Below are 13,110 nucleotides of genomic sequence, written 5' to 3' on the forward strand. Positions count from 1 at the left end.
CTGAATTTATTTCAGCATCTTTGCTGTAGGATAGACCCTGAAATAAATTCAGGGTGACGACTCTAAAATTTAAATGTCCACAGCATTCTTATCAAAACTATATTGTTAATCGAACTGATATTAATAATCAATCCGCATTGCTGAGGTTTCCCATAATTTGAAAGCAGCCAAAGCTTCATCACGCATCAACTGGATTACCGGAAGGCTTCTTTTCTCCATAGGCCTATCCAGCTCTTCGTAAATAAATTTATCGCTAAAGCCCACATTTTCTGCATCGGCCTTCGTATTTGCATAATAAATGGTATCTATCCTAGCCCAATAAATGGCACCCAAACACATCGGGCAGGGTTCGCAGCTGGTGTAGATTACGCAACCGCTTAAATCGAAAGTATTTAGCTCGGTGCAGGCCAACCTAATGGCCGAAACCTCTGCATGTGCAGTAGGATCATTGGTTGATGTTACTTTATTGGCCGATTTGGCAATCAGTTTACCATCTTTTACCACCACAGCACCAAAGGGCCCGCCAATGCTTTGGCTTACATTCTGTACCGACAGGTCGATGGCCATCTGCATATATTCCTGATGTTGTTTTTCTATGTTCATTCTACTGGGTTTAATAGCCGGGTTAATATTTATCTAAAATTACTGCACAAAAAAAATGCCCCGATTTTATGCGGGGCATTCTGATTTAAATATTTTTTAGCTTATTTTTTGCTGTATTCTGCGTTTAAGCCTTTAATTACTTCCGATGTTACGTCTAAGCTCTCATCAGCAAATAAAATAGCGCTGTTACCTTTAGAGTAAGTTAATACCATTTTATAACCTTTTTCTTTAGCATAACCTTTTAAGTAAGCCGCAACTTTATCATACAGTTTCTCGTTTTCTACAGCCTGTTCATTTTGTAAAGCGCCGCCTGCATTCTGCTGATAAGTTTGTAGCTCCTGTTGTTTACGTGCTAAGCGCTCTTCAGTGCTTTTACGTTGATCGGCCGATAATGTAGAAGCCGATTGTTGGTATTGAGCCACTTCTCTTTGAAAAGCCTGGCCTTTTGCCTGCATATCTGCCTGTGCATTTTTGCTTTTTCCTTCAAATTTCACTTTAAGGTCTTTGAAGTATTCATATTTTGTTAGCAACGAATCAGAGTTAACATATACAATTTTGTCGGTCGGAGAAACCGCTGCCGTAGTACTCTCTGTTTTTTTAGTTTCGGTAGTTTTAGTGTCTTTGTTCTGGCATGCCGACAAAGCAGTTATTAAAGTTGCTGTTGCAAGTAAACCAAAGGTTTTAAAGGTTCTTCTTTCCATTATTGTTTAATAAATTTTAGCAAACTTATATAAATTAGTTTTGATATGCAATTTAATGGAAGGTGTATCGTGCTGCAAGTTCGGTTTTGCGTTTGGCGAATTGCGTAAAGCGTTTAATTTACTCAACGCTAAGCGCCTAACGCTAGCCGCTCAATCTGGTACAGGTGATTTGAAAAGCAGGGCACTTATTCCAAATGGTTGTTAACGCTGTCCGCTTTACTGCGTGCCCGCTGCCATCGCCCGCCTGCAACGGGCAGGGGTTTAGGTGGCACAGCCGGTGCTACTATTTGGGGTTGTATGATGCCATAACAGATTTCAGATCATGAACCGTTTCTGCCCATCAATCGTTCCTACGGAACGGATAGTGGATTTGTTCCCTAACCGTCCTGTAAGGACGAATCATTGGTAGAAAAAAATGATTTTTTTTCGTTTAAATCCAATGCGAGTGGCTTTTCTGTCAATCTTTTAAGCGCCCAAAATTTATCCACATATTAGTTTAAATGCCAAAATTTGCGTATTTTTGATACTTATTGTTTTTAATTAAAATATGAGCGAAGAACAGGATTTAAAGTCAAATTATTCGGCAGATAATATACAGGTTTTAGAAGGTTTGGAAGCGGTGCGTAAGCGCCCTTCAATGTATATAGGTGATACAGGTGTTAAAGGTTTACACCATTTGGTTTACGAGGTTGTAGATAACTCCATTGATGAGGCTTTGGCCGGTCATGCAGATACGATCGACGTTCGCATTTTGGAGGGTAACTCCATCAGGGTTGAAGATAACGGCCGTGGTATTCCAACCGGTATCAATACCAAAGAGAATAAATCGGCATTGGAAATCGTTATGACGGTTTTGCACGCCGGTGGTAAATTTGATAAAGATACCTACAAAGTTTCGGGTGGTTTGCACGGTGTGGGGGTAAGTTGCGTTAACGCATTATCTACCGATTTAAAAGCAGAGGTTCACCGCGAAGGTAAGATCTGGATGCAGGAATATAAAATTGGTGTTCCGCAGTATGATGTTAAAGAAGTTGGAACTACCGATAAACGTGGTACCATTGTAACTTTTACTCCGGATGCTACAATTTTTACCCAAACTACCGAATATAAATACGATACTTTGGCTGGCCGTTTGCGCGAATTGGCTTTCTTAAATAAAGGAATTAAATTAACCTTAACAGATGAGCGCGAGAAACTGGATGATGGTTCTTTCTTTTCAGAAACTTTCCACTCAGAAGGTGGTTTAAAAGAATTTGTTGCCTTTTTAGATGATACCCGTACTTCGATTTTGGCAGAGCCGATTTACATCGAAGGTATTAAAAACGGTGTTCCGGTAGAACTGGCTTTCCAGTATAACGATAGTTATTCAGAAAATGTCCACTCTTATGTAAACAACATCAATACCCACGAAGGTGGTACACACATTGCCGGTTTCCGTAGGGGTTTAACCCGTACTTTAAAAAACTATGCCGATAAGGAAGGTTTATTAAAGAATGTAAAAATGGAAATCACTGGTGATGACTTCAGGGAAGGTTTAACCGCAGTTGTTTCGGTAAAAGTACAGGAGCCACAATTTGAAGGGCAAACCAAAACCAAATTGGGTAACAGTGAGGTAATGGGATCTGTTGATGTCGCAGTAGGAGAGGCTTTGGGTAACTACCTGGAAGAAAATCCTAAAGAAGCCAAAATGATTATCAATAAGGTAATCTTGGCGGCCACTGCCCGTGCTGCAGCGCGTAAAGCACGCGAAATGGTGCAGCGTAAAAGTGTAATGGGCGGTTCGGGTTTACCGGGTAAACTTGCCGATTGCTCTGATAGTGATCCTGAAAGATGTGAGATTTTCCTTGTAGAGGGTGACTCGGCGGGTGGTACTGCAAAACAGGGCCGCGATCGTAACATTCAGGCTATTTTACCATTAAAAGGTAAGATTTTGAACGTAGAGAAAGCGATGGAGCACAAAATCTACGAAAATGACGAGATCAAAAACATGTTTACAGCTATCGGCGTAAGTATCGGTACACCTGAAGATAATAAAGCTTTAAACTTAACCAAACTCCGTTACCATAAAATTGTAATCATGACGGATGCTGATATCGACGGGTCGCACATTACCACGTTGATTTTAACATTCTTCTACCGTTATATGAGAGCTTTGATCGAAGCTGGATATGTTTATATTGCATCGCCACCGCTTTACCAGGTTAAAAAAGGTAAAGAGTTCGAATATTGCTGGAATGATGTACAACGCGATGCCGCTGTACAACGTTTAAAAGGTGCCGGTAAAGAAGATAGCGTACATATCCAACGTTACAAAGGTTTGGGTGAGATGAACGCTGAACAGCTTTGGGATACCACTTTAAACCCGGCTACGCGTACCTTAATGCAGGCTACAATTGAGAGTGCTGCGGAGTGCGATCATACTTTCTCCATGTTAATGGGCGATGAAGTTGCGCCACGTAGAGAGTTTATTGAGCGTAATGCAAAATATGCAAAAATTGATGCTTAAATAAGCCGAAATTCTAAAGAACATATCAAGCCTCTTCAAGTTAAATCTTGAAGAGGCTTTTTCGTATGGTTAATTTTATCGTGGTGTTGGTTGTTGTCAACTAAAAGTGAAGCTTATTAATTCTTGAATAGATTAAAAGATGTCGGGTCAGATGGTAACATCTGGCTTCACTTGGTATAACGGCACAAAAAAACAAAGCCATTCGGGATCTGAATGGCTTTTGTTTTATTTATACACTATAAACCATTGATTCCCTTCATCCAAAGGGAAAACGCATGGTGTTAACTAACCACCTCAAACTAATGAGATTTATCTTAACCACTGGAGATTACAAAATGTAATACGATCCAACGGGTGCCAGTTCTGTTTGTGGCTTATCTTCGTAAATTTTATTATCGTTGAGCATTTGGCAAAGGTCGCGCTCTATGGTTCTGCAGATTGTTGTGGTCGGCGTATCTGTAGGTTTGTTCTCAAACGGATCCTGTAAATGCACAGCCATCTTTTCTACCAGTAAAAAGAATGCCGCAATGGCTACTACTAAAGGCACTTCCATATAACCAAAGTATTCAATCAATCCAAAAGGCAATAGAACAATAAACAAATGGATAGACATGTTGATATACTTGCTATAAGTAACCGGGAAAACGGTATTTTTAATCCTTTCCGATCCACCCATGTGGTTACATAATGCGGTAATGGTTTTATCAATTTCTATCTGTTGATATTTATTGATCCAGCCTTCCTGTAATGCTTTTTTCAGATCCATGGCATGTAATTCCAGTATCGTTGCAGTTACATTTTTGCGCTTCTTAATAAATGCAATTTCATCAGGAGTCATGTATTCTTCCAAACCTTTCCTGGCATTGAAACCCCTCAGCGATTGACTTAATGCGTAACACCAGGCAATCTGCCTTTTAATAAAACGGGCTTTAAACTCCTCAATTTCATCCAGTCCGTACGGATTATCAACGAACGACAATATCTGGCGGGAGAGGGATCTCGAATCGTTTACTATGGCGCCCCAAAGAATCCTCGCCTCCCACCATCTATCGTATGCCTGGTTGGAGCGGAATGCCAGTAAAAGGGAAATGATTGTCCCTAATAATGCAGGTACTGCAACCGGAATCGATATGCGTGTTACATGGAAATTTTCATATAACACCACAATACCTATAGAGTAGCCTATTACAAACAGGACTTCTTTTTTGATCTTTCCGAATATATAAGTGAGCGGAATATTATTTCGTAACAGCATGATATAAATTTTTAATAGGTGTACTAATTAAGCGTTTGCTTCCTGCAATTTCGCTTCCTGTATTTTGGTATCGATTAAATTTTCATTGGCATGAATGGTTAATGCATTCAGCTGGATCACCTCGCAGCCTGCGCGTTCTGTTAAAATTTTAGGATCGATACTGTATTTGTTGATCGGTGTAAAGGCATAGTTTTTTAAGTAGGCAATGCACGATACATCGAATGCTTCGAGAAAGTTTTTGAAAGCAGCTACCGTACTTCCATAAAAATATTCGATACCAATGGTGTTGATCTGATCAGCATATTTAGCTTTGGCATTATTGATTTCCTGATAAAATTCGCCGCTAACATTTTCGTAATCGCGGCTTCGGCGACTAAGCATTAACATATCTGTAATAGAATCAGAAAGTTTAAAGGCATGTACGAATATGATTTTTAACTTTTGGTTGCCCTGATGCTGAACAAGCGCATCGATAATTTTAATGCTTTCTAATTTAAAGTCGGTTGGTATTAATACTGTTTTCATGGCTATATCTTGTTTAAATGATTTAAAAATTAATTTATACAAGTTTAGCCCGATGTTATTACAGCGAAATAAGAGCGAGATTAGAATGGGATTAGAGTGTACTCCTTTTTGGAATTATTCATTGGTTAACTGTTTACCCTTCGACTACGCTCAGGGGGTAATCGGTTAATTGTTGTTGGCATTGTTAAATTGCTTAATTGTTGGGAGGTTAAATGTTATAATGTTAAATTGTTTTATTACTGATAGGTTTAAATACTTTTCTTTTAACAAGCTTTAATCCTGATCCGATAGCTATTGGATGCAATGAAGGATCTTTTTTAACGGGATGGCAGGGAAATTATCTAAATTAGATCCTGAAACAAGTTTAGGAGGACGCATTGTGCGGGAATTACAGTTAACCAGTTTAAACAATTAACCGATTAACCTTTTGCACAAATTAACTTTTCGTTGGCAACAAAACTTTAATCTCCGTACCAACGCCTTCCTGCGATTTGATGGCGATGCTTCCGCGGTGCAGGCGGATAATGTTTAAAGAGAGGGGCAAGCCAACGCCATAACCTTTAAAATCGTTAGTGTTGGATGCACGGAAAAATGGTTCGAATATATGTTGAATATCGGTTTGCGGGATCCCGATTCCGCGGTCGGTTACCGCAATAGAAAGCATGTTTGCATTGCTCTCGATGCTGATGCTCACCAGGTTTTCGTTAGAATATTTACAGGCGTTGCTTACAATATTGGTGATGGCGAGTTTAATCAGGTTCTTATTTACCCTAAGCGAGAGCAGTTCCTCATCATCCGGAAGTTTGCTGAAATCGATTTCAATTTTACTGTTCGGATGGACCTGGTTTACGGATTCTTTGATTTCCCACAGCAATTCGTCCATGCGTACCTCTTCCCATGGCTGGTTTTTGCCATTAAAGCCCGATTGGGCCAGGCCCAATAAACTGGTTAAAATATGTTCCAGTCTATCTGCTTCATCTTTAATTTTCGTTAAAGCTTTTTCCTGTTTCTGGCGGTCGTCAACGGTTTTTAAAGCGAGTTCTACCTCACCGCTGATGATGGTAAGTGGCGTTCTTAGCTCATGCGAAGCATTGCTGATAAAATTATTCTGTGTTTCGAAAGCAGTTTCCAAACGGTTAAGCATATTGTTAAAGGTTTGTGCCAGCTGCGACATTTCATCGTTCCCTTTTTTCACATCCAGGCGCAGGTGCAGGTTTTCTGCTTTGATCTTTTTTACGCTTTTAATAATGTTACGCAGCGGCATGAGCATGTAATTGGAAAATTTCCAACCTACTACAAAAGATAAAATAACAGAGAGAAAAAAGCCAATAATGAGGATGCGCTGCAGATCTTTTAATTCGCGGAAACCAACGGGATCATTGGCCGAAACCACTACAATATATCCATTACCTTCATTTTTGAAGAATTTACCGGCATAAAAGTGATTTTCGGTACGGTAGCGTGCCACATAACCTGCTTTTATACGGTTATAAAAACTAATGGGCAGCTCACGGTCTACCTTGCCCGGTACCTCATTGGCCAACATAATATACTCCTTTTCCGAAGGCAGGCGTTCTAAATACCGGTTACGCATTTTTGCATAGGCCGTATTGTTGGCATCTTCGTAAAGTTTTATCTGCGCAGCAATATTAACCCTGGCCTCTAAACGTTTGTAAAAATCTTCGAAAGCAAAATCATTGGAAAAGTACCATACAAAACCACTTAGCAGTGAAATGATAATTGCCGATAGAATGGCAAAAAGTAAAGTGATTTTTTTAGCAATCTCCATTTATTTTTCCTTCAGGATGTAACCTAAACCTACTGCAGTGTGGATCAGTTTTTGATCGGCGTTTTTATCTATTTTTTTGCGGAGATAATTCACGTAAACATCAACCACATTGGTTCCGAGGTTGAAATCGATGTCCCAAACATTTTCCAGGATATCAATGCGCGATAAAATTTTCGAACGGTTTTTGGCCATATACTCCAATAGGCGGTACTCGGTTGCCGTAAGTATAATTTCCTGTTGGTTCCGTTTTACGGTTTTAGCACTTAAATTGATCTGTAAATCGGCAATGGTGATAATCTGGTCTTGCGAGACTACACCATGGTACCTTCTTAGTAACATCCTGATGCGTGCAAAAAGCTCGGCGAATTTAAAAGGTTTGATGAGGTAATCGTCTGCGCCGTTATCCAATCCGTTAACCACATTTTCGGTAGTACCCAATGCCGTAAGCATGATAATCGGTGTATTGGGTTTCTGTTCTTTGATGATTTTGCAGAGTTCCAAACCATTTATTCCGGGTAGCATGATGTCGAGAATAATCAGTTCGAACTGATTTTCTAAAGCCATCTGTTTTCCGATCAGACCGTCGGGAGCAATACTTACGGTAAATCCCTCGTCTGTTAATCCTCTCGAAATTACAGAAACCACATTTGGTTCATCTTCTACAAGTAATAAATTCATTTGTTGGCAAGTAATCTAAAAAATAGGGAAATACAAAATCTTAATTGATAATTGTTGCGTTTTTAACGCACAGCCGACAGAATTGTTTGGTTGTTTAGGAGTTGGTTATGTTTTTAACCACCGAGACAACAGAGGGAAGGCACCGAGGCCGCGAAGTTTTTATTAACCGTCATCTCGACCGCAGCATGGCGGAGTGGAGAGATCTATCTCGAGGTTAGATTCCTCCACTGCGGTCGAAATGACGGATTTGCATTGAGTTTGTCTGTGTTTTACTTGGCTAGAAGTTTAGTGGTACATTAGCCATTGGTTCATTTGTTAGCATAATGCAGGCCCTTCGTCTCCGCTCAGCGTGACAAAATGCATAAAGAGTCGAATGAACCTCTGACTTCGGACATCGGTCTAAATAATCCAGTTTATCCTGGAAAGAAAGTTAATTAAACCCCTTTCTCCGATTTTGCTTTCAGGAATTTTAATCCATCCTCAAAGTCTTTTCCGATCATTTTATCCATGCTTACAAAAAGACACATCCATTTGCTGATCAGGTTATTTTCTCCGCTCATGGTCCAGGTTACTTTATTGCTGGCACCATCCGGCTGAATGTCGAATTTAGTGTCAGCCAAACTTTCGAAAGGTTCGATAAATTTTAATTCAATATCAACCTGTTTGTTAGGTTGTACACTTTTAATTTTCATGTAACCGCTTCCGGTTTCCTTACCTTTCCATTCGTATAAATGGCCAGGTTCTCCGGCAACACCGCCAAAAGTAATTTTAGCTGTAGGCTCCATTTTTGCCCATGGATTCCATTTGTAGAACTCTTTAAAGTCTGCAATATTCTTGTAAATTACAGTGTCGGGCGCATTGATTACGGTAGATCTGCTCACCGTATAAGATTTTGGCAGAAAGAAGCCGCCAACAACAATGATTATTGCCAGTACAACAATAATACCCAATAAGATTTTCAGGAATTTCATAATTTGATTTAGTTTGGTTAATTAAATTTAAAAAGAAACCACTGTAAATCAAAACAGTATTTTTTTACACGATTTTAATTTTCGGCTGGGGCGAATTGATCTTAAAATGCATTAAATCGGCGATGGATTGTGCTTTCTGTTTAATCAGATCTGCATTTTCGCCTTCAAAAAGATCATCTACCGTATTAAAGAAAATGTTTTTCCAGGTTTCAAATTCGTCGGTATGCAACGGTGTTTTATCGTTCAGAGCGAAATGAACCAACATGGGGTTGCCTTTATAAATTGCCTTGCCAAAAAGAATACTTTCCCAAAAATCGTACATTTTGGGTAAATGGTGCGCCCAGTCTACTTTTGCAACATCGGTAAATATCGGCCCTATTTTGGTGTTCTGCTGCACATTCCCGTAAAAGGTATTTACCAGGAGGATAATATCTGTTCTGTTGTGGATATCAATTTTCATAACGCAATGATTTTAGATTTGAAAAACCGAGGGTAATTAAAAACAGAAGTTTGATCGCGTCGATAATGATGTACAAAATGTGATGATAGCTTTTAATAGGCGCGTTGCCAGCTAAAACAAGTTTCGCCCTTTCATCGAGCAAAGGCAATAACCAAAAGGTTTCTGCCATTAAAAGGATGGTAAGCGCAAAGAGTAAAATACTGCGGATGTTATTTAAGGGTGCGGGTAAAGAGCAGGCTAAAATGATGATCAACAATACAATTTCTACTTTATTAAGTGCCTGGAAAACCAATTGGCCTATGCCCAAACCTAAAGAAACTGTGATTCCGGGAGCCTGAAATTTTAAGGGTGCTTCCAAAAAACTGATCCCCGCCAGAAGACCGGCCCAGAAAATGATACAGAAAATTGCAGCTAACTTTTTCATTGGATACAAATATCAGTTAAAATGATGCCTGGAAAAATGATCAAAGTCACAATTCGGATTATTTTTGTTTATAGAGCCGTAACCTCAGTTTTTTATAATCGATAACCGCTTTATACTGCATCAGAATATCACCACCGATAATGCCCATAATTGGAGGGTGGCCAAACTGCTGGTAGGTATCGCTAACGGATTGAAGGTCGAAAGCCACTGTTTCGTAATCCCTGACTTTTAAAGTGCCGATTTTTACAAGCGGTATAGTGGCCTGAATGGTTGTAGTGGTGGTAAAAAGGGTAGCTGCATTAATCTCATCCGATACCTGCAGTGTTTCCGAAAGATGCTTTTCAATTAATGATTTATCGAACACGCTACGCGATGCACCGGTATCCAGCACGGCCAAATGTTTCTCCTTAAAAACAACAACTTCCATCAAAAGATGGAAGCCGTCATCCTGTAGGTTAATCAGTTTTAAAGGGATGGAAATGGCTTTCATAACAAATATTTATCTGCCTAAAATAGGCTAATTACCCGAAAACCATGTCAAACGTTGGTTATTTGTTTTTGATCAGTTTTTTAACAAACTCCATTTCAGTATCATAAGCGCTTAAAAATTCATCAATTTTTGGCTGAATTGTGTCATCAGGCATTACACCATGACCAAAAGGAATACCGTTTTCTTTTTTCTCCACAGCAAATTTAATAATTGGGATACGGCCGGTCAGTTTTGAGTTCGGCAGGGTATAATGGATAAAATAGCCGCTGGTATTGCCGTAATATCCTCCGCCTGTTTCTTCGCCTATAAAACGTGCTTTAGTATAATTTTTTGCCAATGCGGCAAACTCCGATCCCCCCGAAAAGGTTAAGCCCCCGATCAGGATATATACATCACCTTTAAAATGGTTAACCTGTGGTGTATCACTTTTATACTTTCCCGGTAATTCTAAATAACGTCCATCGTTGCTGCGGTAAAATTCGCCCCTCAATTCTTTTTCGAAATCATCCCTCGATTTTTTATCCTTATATTCTGTATAATCAAGAAACGAATAGGTAAAGGATGGAATTTCGGCGTACTGATATTTGGGATATTCCTGATCGATCAGGTACGACATCAGGTGATCTTCCATGGCCTGCGCACCGCCTTCGTTTTTCCTGATATCGATAATAAGATGCTGTATTTTACGATCGGCAATGTTCTGGAAACCTTTTGCCAGAAACTCCTTAAAACCATTTCTTCCGTTTTTGTAGTTATTGGTAGAAAATGTATTCACTGTTAAGGTTGCTGTGCTGTTAAGCGTATCGATTTTTAATGTAGCGGGCTCTTTATAACTGTAATTGGGGATTGATTTTGTTTCTTTTGATACGAATTTTCCATATTGCTTAAAATTCAGTGCAGGTATCTGGCTATAGCTAATCTTTTCACCTGTTTTAGGATTGATCAGTTCGAGATTAAATGCGCTGGGCTGCTGTTCAAAAAAACGGAGGTAATATTTAGAAAATGCTGTTTCTATCCAGTGGTATTTGCTTGTGGTATTATAACCATCGGCCGGTTCTATCTTTAAAAACTGCTCCATGATGCCTTCAATGCCATTCCCGTTAATTTTGGAAAGCTGCATTCCCCTTGTTTTGTAATTGTCCAGATCGTTTAGGATATAAACCTTTTTATCAAAAATCTTTACTAAAAAAGGGAAATAACGACCGTTTTGCCGGATGTAATTATTGGTTTCTTCTGAAGGCTGGATCGCACTATGGCCTTCTTTGGTATAGGTAACCACTGGCGCAACAAGCTGGTAAAAATCCAGAGTAGTCATTTTATCTTTTATCTTACTCTTTTGCACGTTGCAAAGGCTGTCAAATTGGGTATAGGTATTGTACCACAGGCCAACATGGGTTTCTATGAATGCATTTTTTAAGATATTAAAATCTTCTTCGAGGGCCTTATAGCCCAGCTGTTTTAGCTTTTTAGGCGGACTTTGTACCACGACCGAATAATTACCTTCTTTTGCATTGCTTGTATCTGCCAGGGGTTTAACCGTAAGGATAAAATTGGCCGTGCTATCGGGTGAAAAAACGATTTTTTCGCTGCCAAACCTACCATTGGGCGAATCTACATTCTGTATAATTTTTCCCTTATGATCTTTTAAACCAATTGTAACATCAATCCCTTTTTGCTCAACAGTTATCGAATAGTAAATATCTTTCTTTAGCAGAAAGCTGAACGAGGTTTCTTCGCCCTGTTTTAACGTTAAATCGGCTGTTGTTTTGTCTACTTTAAGTGGAGCTGGGTTTTTACCGACCTGTGCTTGTAGAGAAAGACTGAAAAATAAAAAAATAAGGATGGTGATGCTATCTTTTTTCATTTGTGTTTGATTATGATAGCAAAAATAAAGCTTAAAAGCCTAAAGCCGTTGTACGATATTGCAACTGCTGGTTTAAGCCCTTTTATATTCGGAAGGCGTTACGCCTGTAAAACGTTTGAAATGCCGCGATAGGTGTGCAATATCATAAAAACCCGTTTCGATCGCAACATCCATCAGATCTGCTTCTCTGGTAATGAGCTTTTTACATTTTTCTATGCGCTGTAAAAGGATGTAATTGTTGGGTGTTAAACCTGTTTCGTGTTTAAATAAGCGCAGAAATTTATATTTATCCAATCCAAAACGCTTGGCGGTATCTGTTAAAGAAAACTTTTCCATCAGGTTTTCACTGATAAAGTTCTGAAACAATGCTGTTTTTTTGTACTCGAAATACATGCCTGAGGCATAACGTGCAACCAGTTTCTCCAAAACATTCAGTAGTTTCTTTTCGAGATTAACTTCTGGATTGTTAAAATGCGTTGATAAATAGTAAAAGCTGTTGCAGAGATCCTGATCGTAGATGATTTTATCCTCAAAAAAAACATCGCGGCCTTTATTTAAGGTTTTAAGTACATCAGGTTGGATGTAGAAGGTGAAGAAAGAATTGCCCAGTTTACTATCGCAGGGAGTGGCGTGTACTTCGTTCGGATTGGTGATTGATAATGTACCGATCGGGGCCTGTAAAAATTTATCGTTTAGTTTCGTACAGAAAGTCTGATTTAAAATCAGCGTAATATTAAAGTTATTGTGCGTGTGGAAAGGGAAATCGATGGTGTGTTTTTTGGCATTCAACAATTCCAGACCATCTAAAATGGGTATTTTATGGTAGGTGCTGATGTTGTGCGTA

13 protein-coding genes are annotated in these 13,110 nt (G+C 39.2%); 1 reads left to right on the forward strand and 12 read right to left on the reverse strand.

The annotated features are described in order from the left end of the window. Positions 1-120: 120 nt before the first annotated feature. Together B2V92_RS15125 and B2V92_RS15130 are read right to left on the reverse strand one after the other, a co-directional pair. On the reverse strand, positions 121-603 hold the full coding sequence (locus B2V92_RS15125) for a nucleoside deaminase (protein ID WP_293309574.1): 483 nt from the start codon (positions 601-603) through the stop codon (positions 121-123). Positions 604-704: 101 nt separating this feature from the next. After that, positions 705-1,304 (reverse strand): OmpH family outer membrane protein, encoded by a 600-nt coding sequence (locus B2V92_RS15130; protein ID WP_293309576.1) that lies wholly within the window; start codon positions 1,302-1,304, stop codon positions 705-707. A gap of 547 nt (positions 1,305-1,851) precedes the next feature. On the opposite strand from B2V92_RS15130, the gene gyrB reads away from it, so the two are divergent. Further along, positions 1,852-3,810: a DNA topoisomerase (ATP-hydrolyzing) subunit B gene (gyrB, locus tag B2V92_RS15135; RefSeq protein WP_293309578.1), complete on the forward strand. Its 1,959-nt coding sequence runs from the start codon at positions 1,852-1,854 to the stop codon at positions 3,808-3,810. Between the two features lie 328 nt (positions 3,811-4,138). Here the strand turns inward: gyrB and B2V92_RS15140 are convergent, their stop codons facing one another. The 10 genes from B2V92_RS15140 to B2V92_RS15185 all read right to left on the reverse strand — a co-directional run. After that, a complete protein-coding gene (locus B2V92_RS15140; protein WP_293309580.1) occupies positions 4,139-5,065 on the reverse strand; it encodes a bestrophin family protein in 927 nt (308 codons plus the stop codon). 27 nt (positions 5,066-5,092) lie between these two features. Further along, on the reverse strand, positions 5,093-5,590 hold the full coding sequence (locus B2V92_RS15145; protein WP_293309582.1) for a hypothetical protein: 498 nt from the start codon (positions 5,588-5,590) through the stop codon (positions 5,093-5,095). Between the two features lie 436 nt (positions 5,591-6,026). Next, positions 6,027-7,379 carry a sensor histidine kinase gene (locus tag B2V92_RS15150; RefSeq protein WP_293309584.1) on the reverse strand — a complete coding sequence of 451 codons (1,353 nt, stop codon included), beginning with the start codon at positions 7,377-7,379 and terminating at the stop codon, positions 6,027-6,029. After that, positions 7,380-8,057: a response regulator transcription factor gene (locus B2V92_RS15155; protein ID WP_293309586.1), complete on the reverse strand. Its 678-nt coding sequence runs from the start codon at positions 8,055-8,057 to the stop codon at positions 7,380-7,382. 434 nt (positions 8,058-8,491) lie between these two features. Then, positions 8,492-9,028, reverse strand: coding sequence for an SRPBCC family protein (locus B2V92_RS15160; RefSeq protein ID WP_293309588.1), 537 nt, complete (start codon positions 9,026-9,028; stop codon positions 8,492-8,494). Positions 9,029-9,092: 64 nt separating this feature from the next. Beyond that, the gene (locus B2V92_RS15165; RefSeq protein WP_293309590.1) at positions 9,093-9,488 is read right to left on the reverse strand and encodes a group III truncated hemoglobin; all 396 of its coding nucleotides are present in this window, start codon (positions 9,486-9,488) and stop codon (positions 9,093-9,095) included. Continuing rightward, a complete protein-coding gene (locus tag B2V92_RS15170; protein ID WP_293309592.1) occupies positions 9,478-9,912 on the reverse strand; it encodes a hypothetical protein in 435 nt (144 codons plus the stop codon). The genes B2V92_RS15165 and B2V92_RS15170 overlap by 11 nt, the downstream gene beginning before the upstream one ends. Before the next feature lie 58 nt (positions 9,913-9,970). After that, positions 9,971-10,402, reverse strand: a complete 432-nt coding sequence (locus B2V92_RS15175; RefSeq protein ID WP_293309594.1) for an aspartyl protease family protein — start codon at positions 10,400-10,402, stop codon at positions 9,971-9,973. Positions 10,403-10,460: 58 nt separating this feature from the next. Beyond that, entirely contained in the window at positions 10,461-12,266 is a 1,806-nt protein-coding gene (locus tag B2V92_RS15180) for a S41 family peptidase (RefSeq protein WP_293309596.1), read from the reverse strand. A 72-nt stretch (positions 12,267-12,338) separates the two neighbouring features. Continuing rightward, on the reverse strand, positions 12,339-13,110 hold a 772-nt coding region (locus B2V92_RS15185; protein ID WP_293309598.1), incomplete at its 5' end, for a helix-turn-helix domain-containing protein.

It is taken from the genome of Pedobacter sp. UBA5917 (assembly GCF_002432345.1).
Classification (GTDB): domain Bacteria; phylum Bacteroidota; class Bacteroidia; order Sphingobacteriales; family Sphingobacteriaceae; genus Pedobacter.